This window comes from Bradyrhizobium elkanii USDA 76 (assembly GCF_023278185.1).
Taxonomy (GTDB): domain Bacteria; phylum Pseudomonadota; class Alphaproteobacteria; order Rhizobiales; family Xanthobacteraceae; genus Bradyrhizobium; species Bradyrhizobium elkanii.
This window is the reverse complement of the sequence record NZ_CP066356.1, coordinates 8,450,804-8,470,143: the sequence shown is the minus strand read 5'-3', so window position 1 is coordinate 8,470,143 and position 19,340 is coordinate 8,450,804. Positions and strand designations below refer to the sequence as shown.

Annotated in this window: 22 protein-coding genes and 3 pseudogenes; 13 read left to right on the top strand and 12 right to left on the bottom strand. The window is 59.5% G+C overall.

The window, feature by feature from the left end:
- Positions 1-29 precede the first annotated feature (29 nt).
- The 7 genes and pseudogenes from JEY66_RS40140 to JEY66_RS40110 all read left to right on the top strand — a co-directional run bounded on the left by JEY66_RS40140 (position 30) and on the right by JEY66_RS40110 (position 6,988).
- On the top strand, positions 30-365 hold the full coding sequence (locus JEY66_RS40140; protein ID WP_011082878.1) for a DUF736 domain-containing protein: 336 nt from the start codon (positions 30-32) through the stop codon (positions 363-365).
- Positions 366-369: 4 nt separating this feature from the next.
- Positions 370-1,278: a lytic transglycosylase domain-containing protein gene (locus JEY66_RS40135; protein ID WP_011082877.1), complete on the top strand. Its 909-nt coding sequence runs from the start codon at positions 370-372 to the stop codon at positions 1,276-1,278.
- Between the two features lie 468 nt (positions 1,279-1,746).
- Positions 1,747-3,486, top strand: a complete 1,740-nt coding sequence (locus JEY66_RS40130; RefSeq protein ID WP_018269524.1) for a relaxase/mobilization nuclease domain-containing protein — start codon at positions 1,747-1,749, stop codon at positions 3,484-3,486.
- A 41-nt stretch (positions 3,487-3,527) separates the two neighbouring features.
- The gene (locus tag JEY66_RS40125; RefSeq protein ID WP_018269525.1) at positions 3,528-5,510 is read left to right on the top strand and encodes a conjugal transfer protein TraG; all 1,983 of its coding nucleotides are present in this window, start codon (positions 3,528-3,530) and stop codon (positions 5,508-5,510) included.
- Between the two features lie 7 nt (positions 5,511-5,517).
- The gene (locus JEY66_RS40120; RefSeq protein WP_011082874.1) at positions 5,518-5,958 is read left to right on the top strand and encodes a ribbon-helix-helix protein, CopG family; all 441 of its coding nucleotides are present in this window, start codon (positions 5,518-5,520) and stop codon (positions 5,956-5,958) included.
- A pseudogene (locus JEY66_RS40115) lies at positions 5,955-6,056 on the top strand (P-type conjugative transfer ATPase TrbB); the annotation flags it as partial. The gene JEY66_RS40120 and the pseudogene JEY66_RS40115, both read left to right, overlap by 4 nt.
- A gap of 536 nt (positions 6,057-6,592) precedes the next feature.
- Positions 6,593-6,988, top strand: coding sequence for a GFA family protein (locus JEY66_RS40110; RefSeq protein ID WP_014490264.1), 396 nt, complete (start codon positions 6,593-6,595; stop codon positions 6,986-6,988).
- A 327-nt stretch (positions 6,989-7,315) separates the two neighbouring features.
- Here JEY66_RS40110 and JEY66_RS40105 read toward each other — a convergent pair whose 3' ends face one another.
- Positions 7,316-7,555 (bottom strand): AAA family ATPase, encoded by a 240-nt coding sequence (locus JEY66_RS40105; RefSeq protein WP_011082871.1) that lies wholly within the window; start codon positions 7,553-7,555, stop codon positions 7,316-7,318.
- A gap of 166 nt (positions 7,556-7,721) precedes the next feature.
- Between JEY66_RS40105 and JEY66_RS45235 the strand changes: the two genes are divergently transcribed.
- Positions 7,722-7,844, top strand: coding sequence for a hypothetical protein (locus JEY66_RS45235; RefSeq protein WP_256379488.1), 123 nt, complete (start codon positions 7,722-7,724; stop codon positions 7,842-7,844).
- Positions 7,845-7,953: 109 nt separating this feature from the next.
- Here JEY66_RS45235 and JEY66_RS40100 read toward each other — a convergent pair whose 3' ends face one another.
- The 5 genes from JEY66_RS40100 to tnpA form a co-directional block, all read right to left on the bottom strand.
- Positions 7,954-8,235 carry a helix-turn-helix domain-containing protein gene (locus JEY66_RS40100; protein ID WP_011082870.1) on the bottom strand — a complete coding sequence of 94 codons (282 nt, stop codon included), beginning with the start codon at positions 8,233-8,235 and terminating at the stop codon, positions 7,954-7,956.
- Between the two features lie 257 nt (positions 8,236-8,492).
- Positions 8,493-8,849 (bottom strand): ABC transporter permease subunit, encoded by a 357-nt coding sequence (locus JEY66_RS40095; protein WP_011082869.1) that lies wholly within the window; start codon positions 8,847-8,849, stop codon positions 8,493-8,495.
- 12 nt (positions 8,850-8,861) lie between these two features.
- Positions 8,862-9,164, bottom strand: a complete 303-nt coding sequence (locus tag JEY66_RS40090) for a transporter substrate-binding domain-containing protein (protein WP_014490263.1) — start codon at positions 9,162-9,164, stop codon at positions 8,862-8,864.
- Positions 9,151-9,507, bottom strand: a complete 357-nt coding sequence (gene tnpB, locus JEY66_RS40085) for an IS66 family insertion sequence element accessory protein TnpB (protein WP_011082867.1) — start codon at positions 9,505-9,507, stop codon at positions 9,151-9,153. The genes JEY66_RS40090 and tnpB overlap by 14 nt, the downstream gene beginning before the upstream one ends.
- On the bottom strand, positions 9,504-9,929 hold the full coding sequence (tnpA, locus tag JEY66_RS40080; RefSeq protein ID WP_011082866.1) for an IS66-like element accessory protein TnpA: 426 nt from the start codon (positions 9,927-9,929) through the stop codon (positions 9,504-9,506). Before tnpA ends, tnpB begins: the two co-directional genes overlap by 4 nt.
- A gap of 78 nt (positions 9,930-10,007) precedes the next feature.
- Between tnpA and JEY66_RS45595 the strand changes: the two are divergent.
- Positions 10,008-10,162: pseudogene (locus JEY66_RS45595) on the top strand (TrbI/VirB10 family protein); the annotation flags it as partial.
- A gap of 179 nt (positions 10,163-10,341) precedes the next feature.
- Here the strand turns inward: JEY66_RS45595 and JEY66_RS40075 are convergent.
- The gene (locus JEY66_RS40075) at positions 10,342-10,545 is read right to left on the bottom strand and encodes a polysaccharide deacetylase family protein (protein ID WP_223154120.1); all 204 of its coding nucleotides are present in this window, start codon (positions 10,543-10,545) and stop codon (positions 10,342-10,344) included.
- 324 nt (positions 10,546-10,869) lie between these two features.
- Between JEY66_RS40075 and JEY66_RS40070 the strand changes: the two genes are divergently transcribed.
- Positions 10,870-11,055: a hypothetical protein gene (locus tag JEY66_RS40070; protein ID WP_011082864.1), complete on the top strand. Its 186-nt coding sequence runs from the start codon at positions 10,870-10,872 to the stop codon at positions 11,053-11,055.
- An 82-nt stretch (positions 11,056-11,137) separates the two neighbouring features.
- Here the strand turns inward: JEY66_RS40070 and JEY66_RS40065 are convergent, their stop codons facing one another.
- The 4 genes from JEY66_RS40065 to JEY66_RS40050 form a co-directional block, all read right to left on the bottom strand.
- Entirely contained in the window at positions 11,138-11,377 is a 240-nt protein-coding gene (locus JEY66_RS40065; protein WP_014490262.1) for a recombinase family protein, read from the bottom strand.
- Between the two features lie 64 nt (positions 11,378-11,441).
- Positions 11,442-13,022, bottom strand: coding sequence for a recombinase family protein (locus JEY66_RS40060; RefSeq protein ID WP_011082862.1), 1,581 nt, complete (start codon positions 13,020-13,022; stop codon positions 11,442-11,444).
- A gap of 92 nt (positions 13,023-13,114) precedes the next feature.
- Positions 13,115-13,402, bottom strand: a complete 288-nt coding sequence (locus tag JEY66_RS40055; RefSeq protein WP_011082861.1) for a hypothetical protein — start codon at positions 13,400-13,402, stop codon at positions 13,115-13,117.
- Positions 13,403-13,498: 96 nt separating this feature from the next.
- Positions 13,499-14,341 (bottom strand): acetoacetate decarboxylase family protein, encoded by an 843-nt coding sequence (locus tag JEY66_RS40050; RefSeq protein ID WP_011082860.1) that lies wholly within the window; start codon positions 14,339-14,341, stop codon positions 13,499-13,501.
- A gap of 1,182 nt (positions 14,342-15,523) precedes the next feature.
- On the opposite strand from JEY66_RS40050, the gene JEY66_RS40045 reads away from it, so the two are divergent.
- Both JEY66_RS40045 and JEY66_RS40040 read left to right on the top strand, forming a co-directional pair.
- A complete protein-coding gene (locus tag JEY66_RS40045) occupies positions 15,524-16,282 on the top strand; it encodes a glucose 1-dehydrogenase (RefSeq protein ID WP_011082858.1) in 759 nt (252 codons plus the stop codon).
- Positions 16,283-16,327: 45 nt separating this feature from the next.
- Positions 16,328-18,088 carry an oleate hydratase gene (locus JEY66_RS40040; protein ID WP_011082857.1) on the top strand — a complete coding sequence of 587 codons (1,761 nt, stop codon included), beginning with the start codon at positions 16,328-16,330 and terminating at the stop codon, positions 18,086-18,088.
- Here JEY66_RS40040 and JEY66_RS40035 read toward each other — a convergent pair whose 3' ends face one another.
- On the bottom strand, positions 18,089-18,514 hold the full coding sequence (locus JEY66_RS40035) for a hypothetical protein (protein ID WP_223153801.1): 426 nt from the start codon (positions 18,512-18,514) through the stop codon (positions 18,089-18,091).
- Between the two features lie 318 nt (positions 18,515-18,832).
- Here JEY66_RS40035 and JEY66_RS40030 point away from each other — a divergent pair.
- Positions 18,833-19,057: pseudogene (locus tag JEY66_RS40030) on the top strand (ATP-binding protein); the annotation flags it as partial.
- Between the last annotated feature and the right edge of the window lie 283 nt (positions 19,058-19,340).

The window sequence follows — 19,340 nt, the reverse complement described above, 5'->3', positions numbered from 1 at the left end:
TTCCAACCCAGCAACCCAGGAGCTTTCCCATGGCACAAATCGGCCAGTTCACGCGCGATAAGTCCGGCTTCACCGGTCGCGTTGAAACGCTGTTCTTCGAGCGGATTCTCACCCTCGTCCCGGCCGAATCCTCGGATGCCGAGAACGCGCCGGACTACCGTATCCGCCTCGGCGATGCCGATGGCCCGGAGATCGGCGCAGGTTGGAAGCGGACCGGCGAGAAGGCCGGCGATTACGTTTCGCTCGTCATCGACGACCCGGCGCTGCCGCGGCCGATCCGCGCAAATCTCTTCCAGTCGGGCAACGACAAAGCGGCCTGGACGCTGAACTGGAATCGTCAGCCCCAACGCGCCGAGCGGGACTGATTGCATGCAGGATCCTGTCGCGCGTGCCGCCAACCAGGCGCATCAACGGTCCACCCCCTTGTTCGGGGAAAAGCCCTCTCATAACTCGGGTCCACGCAACCGTCGGGCGGCCGCCACGCACAGCGGCGGTCAAACCGGTGGTCCGTGCGCACCGCCGGTAGGCAGCAAGACGCCTCGCCATGATGGCGGAGACAGGGCGAGCCTTGCCGTTCTCCTCCTTACCGGCCTGCTGGTGATTGGCGGGCCAACGGCAGCAGTGTCCGGGCAGAGAGCACCGGCACGAAGTCAACCGGCGAGCGATCACTACGCATCTCATGTGGCAGAGGCCGCGCAGCGCTTTGGCATTCCGGCTGCATGGATACGAGCCGTCATGCGGGTCGAGAGCAATGGCGATCGGCGTGCCGTCTCACCCAAAGGCGCACTCGGCCTGATGCAACTCATGCCCAAGACTTGGGCGGACATGCGCGCGCGCTATGGTCTCGGGCGCGATCCCTTTGATCCCCGTGACAACATCCTCGCCGGCGCCGCCTTTCTTCGCGAACTGCACGACCGTTACGGCTCGCCGGGCTTTCTCGCGGCCTATAATGCAGGTCCCGGCCGCTACGAGGAGTTTCGGGATAGACACCGTCCACTGCCCGCGGAGACGACAGCCTATGTCGCGGCCATCGTCCCTTTTGTCGACGCGGAGGGAGCGCCAGGACCTCTTCTCCTCGCGGCTTCTTCTCGTTCATCCTGGACGCGGGCGCCGCTGTTCTTCGACCACGCTGACGGGCCGTCCCCTGGCGCGCGAGCGGCGCTCGATCAACCCGCGCACGGCGGCTCAGTCGGCACTACGGTGCACGATATTTCGGCGATTGCGCCGCAGTCGGAGGGCCTGTTCGTCGCGCTCTCGGCCATGGGGCGATCGCAATGACTGCACGGCATCTTCAACGTCAATGCGCGGATCGCGGTACGTCTGCAGGCACCCTTGTTGCGGCGGCTGCACATCGGGCAGCTCGCGATATCAGCTGTCAGTTTCCAGGTTCGCTGGCGCCCCTTGACGAACATTCGGTTTGCATTCGAAACGCTGCAACACAGTCATACGGGCGATGCCTTCGGCCCGCGCTCTACTCGTCGCTTCGCTCCTCACCGAGCCACCCTACGGGTGTCTCGGCCCTTCGCGTAACGATCGCTATCGCAAACACTCGCAAACAGTGGGGGCTTCCGCGAGTACCGACCGAACGATGGCGAGATAAAAGGCCGCAATGTGCGGCTCGGTCGGTTGGTTGTTTGTGCTGCTATTTTTCCTCGGGTCCGCAATGTGCGGCTTCGGCGCGCAATGTGCGCTCGACTATCAACCCGTTGCAGGGATTCTGCATTCCGCACATTGTCGAGGCTGGCCATGGCTGAAGACAGCGATTTTCAACCACGGCCCGGCCGCATCCGCTCCTCGAGGAGCCAGCGGGCCAAGCCCTTCATCGCCCAGGCGCTTGCCGCCGCTCAACGCGCTGGCGGCGGCATTTCGCGAGCCGGCCAGCTCGTCAGCCACCGTCATTCGCGCTTCGGCCGCGGCCGAGCCGCCAGCGTGCGGGCAAACCGTCTGCTCACCGGCCGCTCGCGTCTGGTGACCATCAAGACCCGGGTCGTCCGGCACAGGGCGAGGTCGGCGCCGCTCGCGACGCATCTCGGCTATCTCCGGCGCGAAGGCGTGACCCGGGACGGGGAGAAGGCCCACCTGTTCGGCCCGGGCACCGAGGATGCCGATCCCAAGGCCTTCGCCGAGCGCTGTCAGAATGACCGCCACCATTTCCGCTTCATCGTCTCCCCCGAGGACGCGCCTGACATGGCCGACCTCAAGGGTTTCGCCCGCGAATTGGTCGGCCAGATGGAAGTGGATCTGGGTACCAAGCTCGACTGGGTGGGGGTCGATCACTGGAACACCCAGCACCCCCACGTCCACATCATCGTGCGCGGCGTCGCAGAGGACGGCCAAGACCTCGTCATCTCCCGCGACTACATCAAGGAAGGGATGCGCGCCCGCGCCCAGGACCTGGTCACCCAGGAACTTGGACTGCGCTCCGATCTCGACATTCGTCGCTCGCTCGAGAGCCAGATCGGAGCCGAGCGCTGGACGCAGCTCGATCGCCAGCTTGTTCGCGATGCAAACCAGCACGGTGTTATCGACCTTGCGCCGCGTCCCGAGCAGCAGCCCGATCAATTCCATGCGTTGAAGGTTGGCCGGCTGCGACACTTGGAAAGTCTTGGCCTCGCTCATCAACTCGGGCCCGGCCAATGGTCCATGGACGAGGCCGCCGAAACGACCTTGCGCGAGCTCGGCGAACGCGGCGACATCATCAAGCGTATCCACCGCAGCTTGACCGAACGCGGCATCGAGCGCGGGAGCGCGAGTTACGTGTTATCAGGCGAAAATCTTGACGTCCCCGTCATCGGGCGTCTCGTTGATCGCGGTCTCGACGACGAGCTCAAGGCGACCGCCTATGCCGTGGTCGACGGGGTCGACGGCCGCACCCACCACATCCGGCTGCCCGACCTCGACGCTGCCGGCGACAGCGCGCCAGGCTCAATCGTCGAGCTTCGCAAATTCGATGACGCAAGAGGGCAGCGTCGCGTGGCGCTTGCCGTCCGCTCCGATCTCTCGATCGAAGCGCAGGTGACCGCGAGCGGCGCGACATGGCTCGATCGGCAGGCCGTCGCGCGCGACCCTGTGGCGCTTGGCCAGGGCGGCTTCGGCGCCGAGGTCCGCGACGCTATGGAACGGCGGCCCGAGCAGCTCATCGGGCAGGGGCTCGCCGAACGCCAGGCGCGTGGACTGGTGTTCGCGAAAAACCTTATCGGCACGCTGCGCCGTCGGGAGTTAGAGGATCTCGGCAAGCAGCTCGCCGCCGAGACCGGTCAGCCGTTCAACCCGTCGGCTAGCGGCGAGTATGTGGCAGGCACCTATCGGCAGCGCTTCGCGCTCGCCTCCGGCCGCTTCGCCATGATCGACGACGGTCTCGGCTTCCAGCTCGTGCCTTGGACGCCCTCACTCGATAAACAGCTCGGCCGGCATGTCTCTGGCGTCGCGCGCGCGGATGGCGGCATCGATTGGGGTTTTGGGCGCAACCGGGGGCTCGGCTTGTGAGTGATCCTTCCAATCACCGACGTCAGGAGAGGGCGGCCGCCATGTCGGCGACCAAGATTCTTTGGGGGCAGGTCATCATGGTCTTCGGCATCGTCCTGCTCACGATCTGGGCCGCGACGGAATGGACGGCTTGGCGCCTCGGCTTTCAGCCGCAGCTCGGGCAGCCCTGGTTCGAGCTGCTCCATTTTCCGTTCTACCTTCCGCCTGCCTTCTTCTGGTGGTGGTATGCCTACGATGCTTACGCGCCCTCAATCTTCACCGAGGGCGCCTTCATCGCGGCATCCGGCGGCATCATCGCTGCGGCGGTCGCGATCGGTATGTCGGTCTGGCGCGCCCGCGAAGCGAAGAATGCCGAGACTTATGGGTCCGCGCGGTGGGCGAAGGCAAAGGAGATCGAGCAGGCTGGATTGCTTGGACCCGACGGCGTGGTGCTCGGCCGGTTCGAGCGCACCTATCTTCGCCATGATGGACCGGAGCATGTCCTGTGCTTCGCACCCACGCGATCGGGCAAGGGCGTCGGCCTCGTCATCCCTTCGCTCTTGACGTGGCCGGGCTCGGCTATCGTCCACGACCTCAAGGGGGAGAACTGGCAGCTCACTGCCGGCTTTCGCGCCCGACACGGCCGTGTCCTTCTGTTCGATCCGACCAACGCGAAGTCGTCGGCCTATAACCCGTTGCTCGAGGTGCGCCGCGGCGAGTGGGAGGTGCGCGACGTCCAGAACATTGCCGACATTCTGGTCGACCCGGAGGGCAGCCTCGAGAAGCGGAACCATTGGGAGAAAACCAGTCACGCCCTGCTGGTCGGCGCGATCCTCCACGTCCTCTATGCCGAGGAAGACAAGACGCTCGCCGGTGTCGCAGCCTTCTTGTCCGATCCCAAGCGGCCCATTGAGACGACGCTTGCCGCAATGATGCGAACCGCGCATCTCGGCGAGGCCGGTGTTCATCCCGTCGTCGCGTCCGCTGCCCGCGAGTTGCTGAACAAGTCCGGCAACGAACGCTCCGGTGTCTTGAGCACCGCCATGTCGTTCCTGGGCCTTTACCGAGATCCCGTGGTGGCGGAGGTGACGCGGTGCTGCGACTGGCGGATTACCGATATCGTTGGCGGAGAGCGAGCGACCACGCTGTACCTTGTCGTGCCGCCCTCCGACATCAATCGCACCAAGCCGCTGATCCGTCTGATCCTCAACCAGATAGGCCGCCGCTTGACCGAGGATCTGCAAGCCAAGGCCGGCCGGCGCCGGCTCCTCCTGATGCTCGACGAATTCCCGGCGCTCGGCCGGCTCGACTTCTTCGAGTCTGCGCTGGCCTTCATGGCCGGATACGGCATCAAGAGTTTCCTGATTGCTCAGTCGCTGAACCAGATCGAGAAGGCCTACGGGCCCAACAACTCGATCCTTGACAACTGCCACGTCCGGGTCAGCTTTGCGACCAACGACGAGCGCACCGCAAAGCGCGTGAGCGACGCGCTCGGCACGGCGACCGAGATGAAGGCGATGAAGAACTATGCCGGCAGCCGGCTGGCGCCTTGGCTGGGCCACCTCATGGTGTCGCGGTCCGAGACCGCCCGCCCGCTGCTCACGCCCGGCGAGATGATGCAGCTCCCGCCCTCCGACGAGATCGTCATGATGTCGGGCCTCCATCCGATTCGGGCGAAGAAGGCGCGCTATTACGAAGATAGACGTTTCCAGGAGCGCATCATGGCGCCGCCGATGCTGACGAAATCCAATGGCGGCCGGTTGGACGATTGGAGCTCAAGGCCATTGCCGCCGCGCCCAAGGGCATTGGAGACGTTGAACGACGACCAGACGGATGACGAAGATCCAAAGGCCGCCGACCGCAGGCAGCAGCCGGAACTCGATCGAGACACGGTGGAGAATAAGGAACCACTCGAGAACGAGTTCGCTTCGGACCTCGTGGATGAGCTCGATGAAGATGTCCCGCGGATCAGGCGCATGAACGACATGATGCAGGGCGTGGCGCGCCAAGCCTCCCTCGATCCCGGCGACGATCTCGGATTGTGAGGTAGCCATGATCGGGACAAAAAAGAAGGCTCAGCTGTCGGTCTATCTCGATCCTGATGTCATGAAGGCGCTATCGGCCTACGCCGCCCGGCGCGAGCAGTCGCTGTCGCTTATCGCGGAAGCCGCGATCGCTTCCTTTCTGTCGCCGGACGCCGATGAACGGCGAGAGGCTGCTACTGCCAAGCGTCTTGACCAGATCGACCGCCGGATCGCGCGCCTTGAGCGGGATGTCGGGATTTCGGTCGAGACTATCGCTCTCTTCATCCGCTTCTGGCTCACGACAACACCATCACTCCCCGAACCCGCCGCCAAGGCCGCGAGAGCACAGGCCGGAGCGCGTTATGATAATTTCCTTGCCGCATTGGGCCGCCGGCTCAATCAAGGGCCGAAACTGCGGCAAGAAATCCCGGAGGATGCCCAGCAGACTGACTCGTCCCCAGGCGAGTGATGCTCAACCCCGACGGTCGGCTCTGGATCGATTGGCTGTCTGGCGGGTTGGAGGATAGCGGACGAACGATGTCCGCCGCCGACGGCGAGCGGATCGTGGACCATCCAAAAAGTGTTAGGCGACCCGCGTGCTCAACTGCGAAATGCATGCCCTCCCCTGGATCAACTCGATCAGAGGCGACCCCCTGGCCCCGTATGCGACCGTCTGATGCGAGCTATATCCCTCGACGGCCTGCCAGGATCGACTGCGACCTAGCGAGTGATGTCAACGGGATGAGGGGGGATCCTGTGTTTGCGACAATTGTACAAGCGTTGCCAAGATTGCCTCAGTCGAAGACACGGATAGTGTTCGCACATTCACGCTCGATTTCCCAGACTGGTTAACCAATGACCTCGCCATTGAAGCGGGCGTATCTTTAGACGGTGTGTGTCTCAAGGCGACGACTGGCATTTCTTCCACCCGAGTTCTTCTCGACTCCAATCGAGCGAGTAAGCCAGGAGCCAATCAGCGCGCCGCGCCCGTGACTTGCTGGCGGAGTTGCGGCTATTATGTGTTTGCGAACAGGATCAACGAGATTTTGTCAGGCCCCATCCGTTGATCTATCTTCGGTCGGGCTTCTAGAGACAAACCGCCGATGATGAAGACGTACACCGGCTCGTGTCACTGCGGCACCGTCCGTTTCGAGATCGACGCCGATATCGACCATGTGCGGGTTTGCGACTGCTCTATCTGCTCGAAGCGTGGCGCGCTGATTTATCGCGTCGCCGAGGGCGACTTCCGGCTCCTGACGCCCCTCCAGGAGTTGTCGGTCTATCGCTGGGGTTTATTCACTGCGGCTGACTATTTTTGCCCGGTTTGCGGTATTTTGCCGTTCCGCAAACCAAGCCAGCCCACCGCAGCAGAACGCGAAGCCGGCATTCGGCCGTTCGACGGATGGGCAGTGAACGTGCGTTGCCTGAAGGACTTCGATCCGTTTTCAGTGCCCGTTCGGCAGATTCACGGCAGCAGGCTGACAATTGATTCGCCATAGCGGCCCTTGCCATGGATTTCCGTTCGACTGCACGTGTTTATAATTGGTGATGTTCGTTGGACGTCGGCACTCAAAGAACGAAATCGGCCCTTTCCACCACGCTGAGTTTGGGAGTAGTGCCACTTCATAGCCGAGCATCGGGAAAACCTTCAGAAGATGCTCGTTTTCGACAGGCATCCTCGAAATCATGACGCGTCTCTTGATCGGTCGCGTGGATGGCCGGCCAAGGCGGAAGCGATGAACACGCGTCGATGATAGTGGCGTGCCTGTCCGAGTTCCTTGTCGCCGGCTCGCCTGTCACGCGTTCGAGACCCGCTGCGGCGTCGATCAGGCCGCGATCGAATAAACCCAGCCGTCGAACGCACTCGCTCGCGTCAGGTTTTCAAGGGAAAGATCAAACGCACTGTGCAGGCGCGCTTCAATACCTGTCCCGGGCAACGCGGGAACGCCCGACTCCAATTCCTTCCTTACGACCGGGCGTCCAGGCTCATCTATCGTCGCGTAGCCGCGTCGGCCGAGTTCGGTCAGCAGCGTGGACTTCCCACAGCCGGGGCATCCCGAGATCACGGCGAATCGATCAGATATTCTTCAAGCTCAATTGGCGCTCCAATAGACTTGCCTGATGAGGCGTAATCTCCGCGCCTTTGCGCCTCCGGACACATCACACGTGGACTACGAAAGATCGCCCCAGTGGGGATGAACCCGGTTGCCGTGGTCAATCGGCTGCGTACAAATGGTTGAAAAAGTCGAGGCAATTGCGATTATCGAAGTCTCCTCTTCCGATGCGACCGCGCCCGCCAATGCATTTCGCGAACCTGCATCCGGCAACCAGTCGTCACTCACTCCCGTGCTGTGAAACGCACTCCAATTTAATCACAGCCCTGTTCGGCCGGCAAAGAAGGCTTGTCGGGCGAAATTGGTGTTCTAAGTCCCTCAATTGGCTACGTAGAAGCCGTTGAAATTCGCTATTTTTTCTTGCGACGTGGACCCGCTGGCTTGCGGCTTTTAGGCAAGGTCTTCGGAGACCTAGCACCTTTGGGCGGCAGAACAAAGAACTCGGACAACTGCACGTCCAGCGTTTCGGCGATGCGGTCGAGAAGATCAATCGTCGGGTTCTTCGATTGCCGCTCAAGACTACTCATGTAGGAGCGGTCGATCCCGGCCTTCCAAGCCAATTGCTCCTGCGAGATACCCCGATTCACGCGAATCCGACGCACATTCCAGGCTACAATCGCACGAGTTTTCATACGTCAACTCATGCCATGGTGCTAGGCCTCAAAACACTGGCTATAATCCCGCTATTATTTCTTGGTCGGTGTTCCTCGACGTGATCTAGCCTCAAACGCGGCCGGGACCGTGATCGATGCACGTGGGCAGTCGGCGTCCCACGCGCTTCGCACGATGCCCGCGGCTTAGGATGTCGACAGTGTATCGGGGTATTTCGCCTCTAAGCTTTGGCCTATCTCCGAAAAAGCGCTCAAGACCGCATCGATCTGATCCCGTCCTATTCCAGCGTAGATGACCAACCGTACGTATCGATCGCCATAAGGGACGACAAGCACGCCCAATCCCGCTTCACCCAGCGTCCAAGATTTGAGGGCAGGAGCTCCGGAAAGACGTAGAACCACAGGAACATCTGGATCAGCAATGGCACGTTCCGAAAGAGAGCTGTGTAGACGAAGCCTATTCCACGCACCGCTCTCGATCGAGCAGTGCGGGCTGTACCGACTAAGGTTCCGATCGCAAGCGCTAGGAGGAAGCTCACCACCGCCATGACTATTGTGAGACGCAGACCTTCCAGCAGCCATCCAAGCTGCGGCTGCTGGAAGAGAATACTCCAGTTCCAATTGTAGGAGAGCATTCGACCCAGCCGCTATTGAGGGACTGCTTGCGCTTGCAAAACGGTCTCGAGCTTCTCGCTCAGTGGAATTCCAAATTGGTCAAACCACTTGTGGTAGAGAGATGTTATCTCTCCCGAGCGAAAGAGCTCGGCCAGCGTCTTGTTGACAGCCAAGCGAAACGCAGAGTCGTCACGGCGCATCATTAACCCGTACGGCTCGAAGGAGAGCGGGCGGCCGACGACCTCCAGACGGTCGCGAGCCGGCTTTTGTCGCAAAGTGTAGAGGATCGCGTCGTCCGAACAAAACGCGTCGGCGCGATCGCTATCGACAGCCAAGAGTCCTTCTGAAAAATTCGAGATGTTTAGGATTTTCACGTTTGGGACCTTTAGTTTCTGGACCCATCTGCGCCGCCGAGATCGATACTGCGCCGTCCGACGCCGAAGGCCATATGAACTTGCCGCGATCCAGGCGCTTGGCGTAGAGCGACATGCCCAGCCCGTCATGCCAGAGGATCTTGACCAGATCGCCGCGGCGACCCCGGAAGATGTAGAGATCGCCAGCATGAGGATCGCGCTTCAGGCTCTCCTGGACCGCAAGCGCCAGGCTTTGCATCCCGCGGCGCATGTCGGTGTGGCCGGTGGCGATCCAGACCCTGACGCCGCTCGGGATCGGGATCATCGCCGTCTCAGAAGCTCAAGAACCCGCTGCAGCGCCTCCGCGTCCACGTCCCGGTCAACGCGCACGCGACAGCCGCCCCCAAGCTCGATCTCGATAATGCCGGCCCGTGCACGTTGCGCAGGCGGTGAAGACACCGGTTGTGGCGCGCCACTCGAGATCGGAGCCGCCGCAGGCGTCATCTCAACCGGAACAAGCACCGGCGCGGCATCCCCGCTCAACTTGCCTTCCCGCGCCAACCGGCGCCACGTGAACAATTGGCTTGTCGACAGCCCGTTACGTCGTGCCGTGACCGACACCAGACGTGGCCCGCCATAGCTCTCGGTGACGATTCGCTGCTTTTCTTCCAATGTCCAACGACGTCGAGCGCCTGTCGAGACGACTTCAAGTCGGGAAACCTTCGGCATAGGCATATGGTCAGTCATACGCCTATGTCTTCATCCTCCATCAAACCGCACAAGGCGGTCCTCCCCGGAGCGATACGTCGTCTATGCCGAGTCGCTGGACGACCTAGCAGCATCAGCCAGACTGGCCAGCAGATCTGCAGCGCCAGCTCAACATCCAGCCGACGCTGACCATCCGGCCAGGTTTCCCCGTGCGGGTCATCGTTACCCGCGATTTGGTATTGGCACCCTACGGCAAGGGAGGAACGCCATGACGAAGCTCAAACTCGGTCCGCTACGCGACATCCCGGTCTGGCGTATCTTGATCCATCATGCGTTGCCGAACGCGGCCGTGCCATATTGACGGTGCTCGGGTTGCTTGTTGGGGGAGTGGTCACGGGCTCAATCCTTGTTGAGACGGTGTTTTCGTGGCCCGGGATGGGCAATCTGCTTATCACGTCGATCGGCAGCTGTGGTGCGCTACGGTGTGGCCCTGGGCGGCCATACGCCGCACGAGCTCGGGAAATTCCGCCGAGGATCGGCCCACCAGAAAGAACGTGGCTCGCGCGCATTCCTGTGCGAGCGCAGCCAACACCTTATCCGTGTTCGGCGGCCGCGGTCCGTCATCGAAGGTGAGGACGACTTCATAGTCCGCCATCTGCGAGTTCGGTTTGATTCTACGCTTCATCGCGCGATTCAAACACGGTGCACCTTTGTGTGTCGATATAATTAATGACTCAATACGTGTTATACAAAAGAATACAACTTAAACGTTGACATGGCCGAATGGTATTTCCTATCGTCGCATCCAGAAAACCTCGTACGGCAGGCGTAAGCCATCTTGCGCGCCGGCAGTTTGCCGAAGGCGTAACTGACGATCGTAGAGCGCTCCGTAGGGAGCGCTCTACGTATTTGAGCAACGCGGCCGGCAAAAGCCGGCATCTGATGGCCCCGGCACGCTCCGAAAAGGTGGTAATAACCCGTGCGAGACCTGATCATCGAAGCCTTTGACAGCGTCATCCGCTGCGAGATCGCGGAAGCAGACGACGTTCGCAAGGAAATCGCCCAGCGCGGCGCCTACTGGGCCGGCGACGAGATATGGAAGCTGGGCCGCCAAGTCGCCGCGCTGCGCAAGCGTATCGCCGAGCTGGAAGAAACCGACGCATGATCTCAGCAGACCGCGAGTATCTGCTCGATGCCCCTCTAGAACCGTGGCTTCAATCGCTTCGAGCGGCACCGTGCGCCGGTTATCACAGAAACCAGTTTCCTTCATGCGCGTGCAGATCGTTTGCCTCAGCAGTCATCCACTGCTCGCGCGGGTTTTCGCGGCTGATGCGCTTGCCGGTCTCCGGGACCTTTATGAACCTTTGGCGGTTCCAGATGATCCGCCCGGCGTACTGAAGGATGCCGTTCAAGCGCTTGCGGCTACCGTCAATGGTCGAGGCGTTCCAGGCGCCGCCACGTGGCCCGGGTACGCCTTTCTTGTTCAAGGCAGTTGCGATGTCGCGTGGCGAGTTGCCGCCTTCAACGGCTTCTTCATCTGCGGTGTTAGACTCACGAAGGCTTTTCCTTGCCGACGCATTCGATGAGGAAGCGTGACAGCGCTTCGAACGTGTCAAATCGGTTTATGGTGCGGCCCTTATAGACTTCCTTTGAGAACCAGAACATGCGACGACTGAAGGTGAGCCACGCCGAGGGCATCAAGACATAGTCGAAGATCGCTTCGTTCTTCTCGTCCAGCCGAACCGCGACAACCCATCCCTTCGGCCACCTCACGCGGTATTGCAGCGTCCAGCGCAAGGGCCGGTTTTCATAGTTGCGGCATCTCGCGACCCGAAAGACGACATTCACGACATTGTCGATTCGAAGACATTCAGTCGAAGCATTGAGGGTGGCACTGCGACCAAGTCTCTCGAAGGCGTCTCGAAGGCGAGCAGCATTGCTAAGCTGAAGGGCGGCCCACCGTTGGTGCGACGCGTATTTGTCAAACCATTCTTGATTGCCGTTGTACCCAATAAGACGGTAGATGTTCCGCAGCGCGCCGAAGTGCAAAACATACGATGACATGGACGGCAGTCCCGGACTTGAATTGATAATCGTCTTACTAAGCTTGCCTTTCTTCATCAGGACCTTACGGAGCCGAAGCAACATTTCCTCTTCGGGAATGCTGACGCGCCCCTCACCCATAATCTTTTGCGCGCGCCGGAATGCGTCGCGATGGACGATAGGTTCGATGGCATTCTCTTTTCTGATCCAGAGCTCCCTTGGGTTGCGCGTCACCTTGGCGCCAAGTTTTCTGCTTTTGCGATTGTAGGTCAGAACGCCGATATAAGCTTCGTTCCGGAGGAGGTCACCGACAGCCTTTCCAAGCCACGGTCTTCCCTGGCTATTCAAGATCCCTCGCTGGTTGAGCTCTCGGGCAATGGTGGCCTGCGATTTGTGACGGAGATATTCGTGGAGAATCCAATTCACGATCTCGACTTGATCGGGCGCACCGGGGATGAGCTTGACATGGTCGGTAAGCAAAGATTTGCGCTGGCCGATCGTTAAAATGCCCTTCGGTCTGCATTGATCGTCGACGAGACGTCGTTGGAACGCGTAAGCCGTAGGGCCGCCCATTTTGAAGCCGCGATGCGTCAGCCGGACTGACCCTGCGAAAACTTTGGCGGAGAGTTCCCGACTGAACTCAGCCGCCATCACTCTCTTAATATTCTTCATGATGCTGGCGAGAAGGCTTCCGTCATTGTCGAATTGCTCCGCGCAATAAGCAACCTCGACGCCCGCCCTGCGGCAGATGAACTCGTAGTGCGCGCTCTCGTCAACGTCCTGAAAGCGTCCCCATCGGCTCACGTCGAAGACAAGCAGATGAGCGAAGTCAGCGCGTCCCGATTGCACGTCTTCAACCAGTTCGGTAAGGCCCCCCCGGTTTTCGATTCTGAGGCCGCTTTCTCCCTCGTCACGATAGGTGTGGACGATGGTTAGCTTGTGAAGTTCGGCGTAGGTCGCGATGACCACTGCCTGATTCTCAATCGAGTATTGCTGGTAATCCGTCGACATGCGGACATACTGCGCCGCCCGTCGCGCTTTCTGCGACTGAGGCAGACGTTTCGCGTGTACAACAAGGGTGTTCCCCATGTTGCCTCCCCGCGGCTATATCGCGCCGCGCTGTATTGCGCATCGCAAACCATTTAGGCGCATCATCAAGTCCGCGCCATCGGAAAGTGTATTCAGAAAGAGTCAACTGCTATGTCGTTTTTCTTGAAAGCACGTTGCGGCGGGCGAAGCGAGCTGCAGAGAAATGCGGGTTTGCGCTTTTGGGCCCGTAGCCGACATGTCCGGCGCAGCTCTTTCGTCTGCTTCTGACGAGGCAACCAGCAGGATATCGTCGTTGTCCTTGTCGATGATGTTGAACGCCCATCCATCATGGCTGTGGCGATCGCCACGTCGGCCTTCTTCTCCTTATTGCCGCTATTCTTGTTGTAGACGTGGGTCTTGAAGCCGGCCTTGTCGACCATCTTCCAGAATGAGTCGCCGGGGAGGTGAACCCCACATACCGCCCGTCAGCTGGCAAACCGACAGCGCTGGCAGCAATTTAGGATTGGATGAATTCTTCAAGCTCGTCGATCATCGTTTACCGGGTTTGATTCCTCCGAAAGGATATCAATGGCCTCGAGCCTTGCGTCATACTCCTCGTATGTGCCGAGCAGGGCTTGGCCAACTGTCAAGTTGTGCACGGGATCGATAATCGAGGGGGAGTCGTAAGTTAGGGAGGTTGGTCCAGTAAATAGAACTTCTTCGCCACGCTCGTCGCGTCGCAACGTTCGGTCCGTACACCATTTGACGAGTTGCGTGACCTCTCCCTTCCCGGACTCAATGATGGGCGGCAGCTGCCGAACCGAGTAGAAATTCGTCCGCGCAGAATACATCTGCCGCGAATCCGAGCTCATGCGCTCGTCTGGTTGAGCGGTAAGGGTCAGCAGGCGCTTGCCTTTCGGACGCTCGAGCGTACCCTGAATTAGACCGCCTTCTCTGATCAGTCTAATGTGCGCCAGCTTTTTTGGAGCACCAAGAACCTCTCGTCCCGAGGCGAGAGCTGCATCATTTACCGTCACGTAAATGTAAGGGATGTAGTAGCCAGTCTCGCCGTCGGGATCACGAACTTGAATTCCTGAATAGCACTCCAAGTATGGCCCGACAGTGCTTGAGCGATAGCTCGCGACCCCCACAATGGCGATTGCAGGGTTTGCTGCAGGTGCTAGTTCCTTCGGCAATAAACAATTCGCCTCGTGCCCCACGCTGAACATAAGGTTTATGGCTTGGCAGCCGAGAAACGCACCGCCACGATTTTTGCCCCCATGGTAAAGAGGCGCATCAAGCGGAATGCCTTTGACGTCGGGCATCGCATCCTCCTTGATCTCAGAACAATTCGCGCGGTTGGAGATTGAGCTATTCATCTCACCGCGCCTCTCCGGTTGTTGAAGCGCCCCTGAAGCGACTGTACTGCGCTGGCAGCGATGTGGGTTCGGTAGTCCGTGCGGCACATCGATCCGGTGATAGCGATCTTCGCTACGCGAGGCCGCAGTGCCGTTTCTGCGCCTTGCACCTCAATCCGCCGGATTAAACGATCCGAAAACATCCGACACGCTTGACCTTTTCCATTCTAGAAGCCGGCAGCTGTCCTGTGCTGCCGGATGCGCCTGATTGTGCATCCATTCCGGCGGAGCCTGCTCACCGATGATGACGTCAAGGCGAGTGGGTGATTCCTATTTGTCTATCAGTCGTTATGCAACGTCGATGCCAGGCACCTCGTGCGGTTTATACGGCTCACTGGCTGACGTCAAATTGGGTACGAGTGACCCGACAACTTTCGACCCTTGTTCTGTTGCCTTCCTCGCTTGTCCGATTGACGACGCGATGTCGAAAGCCCGACATGATCAAGTATCCGGACAGAAAGTCGATGAGGCTCTCTCACGAGTTTTCGCAACAGCCTCGATTAAACCAGATCAGCGTAACATTGTCGCTGCGCATGGTCGAAAACGCAGGCCCTGACATCGCCGTCTCGGTGGAGAGTCGGAAGACCTCCGGCGCCTGTGCAAGAGTCACGTGAGGCTGACTTCCCATCAGAGTCTCGGCGCGCCGATTGCACGGAATGGATACTCCAATTCGCAAGACTAAGGAGAACCTCATGCGTTCTGCGCCCCACTTTTCGATCCACAAGGAGCTCAGCACCGTTCGGCACCGGTATCGCTCCGCTCGCGGGTACCGATCCTATCTCCGAAACCGGAGGAAATTCGGTCGCAAATTGTCGGCGTCTAGAAGGCGGGGTAGTTCGGCAAAGCCAATGCAATAATCCAAAGGATGGCTAACGCCTGAGCGGCGGAAGCATGTTCGCGACGTGAAATCGTTATCGAAGTGCTTTAGCGCCAATTTACACGGGTACTGCGCACAGGCTTTGGGAATCAAAGATGATACGTAGCAGAGGGCAGATCGCCAAGAGTCCGGGGCGTGGTGCAGACCGCAACTCTTGGCTTGCCCGACTTTCAATGCTCGTTCTCAACCATTTTGATCAACACGCCCGTCATCCTTTTTGATGCTGAAAACCCCTGCACCGCCACTGATCGAGGGAACCAAGAGTTATGGGACGTGTGAGCGAAAAAGTCATTTTGGTAACCGGCGGGGCTCAAGGGATGGGGGCCGCTCATGCGCGCCTGCTGGTAGCCGAGGGCGCGAAAGTCGTGATCACCGATATTCTTGACAATGAAGGAGCGACTTTCGCGGCCGAACTTGGCCCATCCGCGATCTATGTGCGTCAAGACGTCGCTCAGCCAGGGGAATGGTGCCAGGCGATTGCGGCTGCGGAGGGCAAGTTCGGCGCGGTGCACGGCCTCGTCAACAATGCAGGCATAGCGAGTATGGCTCCCATCGAGCGGTTCCCGCTCGAGCAGTGGGAGAAGACCCTGGCTGTCAATCTCACCGGTGTATTCTTGGGAATGCAGACTGCCCTACCTGCGATGCGCCGCGCGGGCGGAGGCTCGATCGTCAACATCTCGTCGGTCGAGGGGATGAGGGGTAGTCCTGGGCTTCACGCCTATGTTGCTTCCAAGTTCGGCGTGCGGGGCATAACGAAGTCCGCTGCCTTGGAGGCCGCCGCGTCCGGCGTTCGCATAAACTCTATCCATCCGGGCTTCATCAACACTCGGATGACAGAGAACATCGATCTTTCCAGTTTTCCAATTCCGCTCGCGCGGCCAGCCGAGCCGCAGGAAGTGTCACAGGCAGTCTTGTTCCTGCTTAGCGACGAGTCCTCTTATCTTACCGGCTCCGAAATCGTCGTCGATGGCGGTCTGACGATCGGCGTCCCGCAGAAGGGTCAGGCGGTCGAAAACATCTTCTGACTATCAGCGGACGGATTGTCACATCAAACGAGATCGAATGTCGCGATGTATTACACCAGTGGAAATTACGAAGCTTTTGCTCGGCCCCGCAAACCCGCCGGCGTGGATAGCAAGACAGCATGGTTCGTTGGTTCGGGGTTGGCTGCGCTCTCCGGCGCGGCCTTCTTGATCCGCGACGGGCAGTTGCGTGGCGACCGTATCACCATCCTCGAACGACAGACGGTTCCGGGGGGCGCGTTGGACGGTTGTCAGGATCCGGAAAGGGGATTCGTGATTCGAGGTGGTAGAGAGATGGAGGATCATTTCGAGTGTCTCTGGGATCTGTTTCGTTCGATCCCATCGCTCGAACTTGAAGGCGCCAGCGTGCTCGATGAGTTTTACTGGCTGAACAAGGATGATCCGAACTACACACTACGGCGGGCGACGGTGAAGCAGGGGCAGGATGCCCATACCGATGGCCTCTTCACACTGAGCGAACAGGCCCAGAAAGAGCTGATTGCCCTTTTTCTTGCCACTCGTAAGCAGATGGAGACCAAGCGCATCGACGAAGTGTTCGGAAGAGATTTCTTCAACAGCAATTTCTGGCTCTATTGGCGGACCATGTTCGCCTTTGAAGAATGGCATTCAGCCCTCGAGATGAAACTTTATCTGCATCGATTCATCCACCATATCGGCGGCCTGCCGGATTTCAGTACGCTGAAGTTTACCAAATACAATCAATATGAATCGCTCGTTCTGCCGTTATCCAAATGGCTGTTGGCGCAAGGCGTCAACTTTCGCTACGGGGTCGGAGTCACCGATATCGATTTCGACATAAAGCGTGGCCGCAAGCAAGCCACAGCCATCCGCTGGCTGGAGAATGGCATTGAGGGCAGTCTCATTATTGGCGCCGACGATCTTGTTTTCATGACGATCGGGTCGCTGACCGAAAACTCGGACATGGGGGACCATCACACGGCCGCCAGGCTCAACGAAGGACCGGCGCCCGCCTGGGATCTGTGGCGGCGTATTGCGGCCAAAGATGCGGCCTTTGGACGCCCAAATGTCTTTTGCGGCAATATTCCTGCAAGCAAATGGGAATCGGCGACGATCACGACCCTGGACAAACGCATTCCAGCATACATCCGCAAGATCGCCAAACGCGATCCGTTCAGCGGCAAGGTTGTCACAGGAGGCATCGTTACGGTGAAAGATTCGAGCTGGTTGCTCAGTTGGACCACAAATCGCCAGCCGCATTTCAAGCGCCAGCCCAGCGATCAAGTCGTCGTCTGGGTCTATTCGCTATTCGTCGATAAAGCCGGCGACTACGTGAGGAAACCGATGCAAGATTGTACGGGCGAGGAAATCACGCAAGAATGGCTTTATCACCTCGGTGTGCCGGTTGCGAGTATACCGGAACTCGCCGCTGGGGCCGCCAAGACGGTCCCGGTGATGATGCCCTACGTCACTTCCTTCTTCATGCCGCGGCAGGCGGGCGACCGGCCAGATGTTGTGCCGAAAGATGCGGTCAATTTCGCCTTCATCGGCCAGTTCGCGGAGTCGGGTGAACGGGATTGTATCTTCACGACGGAATACTCCGTTCGGACCGCGATGGAAGCCGTGTATATCCTCCTCAAGATTGAACGTGGCGTGCCCGAGGTATTCAACTCGACCTATGATATTCGCAAGCTGCTTGCAGCAATGGGTAGACTGCGCGACGGCAATGAAATTGAGATCCCGGGACCTGCGTTCCTGCGCGAGCTCATTCTAAAAAAGATTGAAGCGACTGAGCTTGGCGAACTACTCAATAAATATCACCTGAGGTGATTAAGGCAGCGGACGCTGCGGCTTCGCTCGGATAGAGAAGCGCTGTCCTGCGCCGTGACGGCTCGGACTCGCCAAGGCGCGGATCAAACGTTCGCGCCGATCTTCCAGGCAACCTTTAGGCGTACTCTGGAATTCGGTGTTCTTTCGGCTTGATGTTATTCTCGCCACACGCATCCGATTAACCTCTTGCCACGAGGTGAGGGCGAAACTAGCTAGTGGCTCGTCACAGTGATCTTGATGGTTTGATACCGGCCAGCTTAGGATAGGCAAGTTTTCTGGCGGCACAAGGACTTCGATGCTTCTGGGGATGCAGGATTCGGCGGGTGGCCGTCCGGACATGTGCGAATAGGTATAGATGAACGCCAGATAATGGCCCTGCTTCTCGGTAAAGCGTGCGCCTGGTTTTTGACTCATGGATCGATTCATCCGTGCCTCCTTAGTCGTCCGTGAAGAACAGGTAAGGGGCTGATCTGGAGTCGTTGTTTTTCGGCTGCGGCGATTTTGTGATTGCAGGCTTTGACAGTGCGGTAGCTCGGAACCTGCAATTTGCAGTTTGAGATTCCCTCGAATCGCACGGCATGATTCGGCGCTCGTATCGGGAGGAGCCGATGCGACCGAAGAAGCCGAAGGCGACGGACGAAGGTGATCTGTTCCGGGCCAGGCTCAAGCAGGTCATCAACATGGAGCACGAACTGGTTCAGCACGCCGGCAAGATCAATTGGGACTGGATCGACTATCGACATGAAGGCGCCGCGCGGGCTCGACAAGCCGCTGTTCCAAAAGCTCGTCGCCGGCGAGTGGATCGACCGGCATCAGAACCTGCTCATCATCGGCCCGACCGGCGTCTGCAAGAGCTGGATTGCTTGCGCCTTGGGCCACAAGGCCTGCCGCGACAACCGCTCCGTGCTCTGTCAGCGGCTGCCGCGGCTGTTCGAGGCGCTTGCCCTCGCGCGGGGCGACGGCCGATGGTTGGGTTGCCGATGAGCTCCGCGCTTTGACTTCCTTGTAGACGTTGCTGATCGACATCGCGGATGTTGCGACACCGCGCCATCGACGAACCGCGTTCGGATGCGAGATCGGCGTGATAGCCATCGATCTTGGCGAGCATCTCCTGCACGAGCGCCGGATCAAAGTCGATAGCGACTGCTGCTGACTTTGCCGTCGTTTGTCCCTGTTGCGTTGCTTGGCCTCGGCGAGCTCTCATGCGCTTGACCTTGCCGATGATGGCGTTGCGAGATACGCATCGCCACCC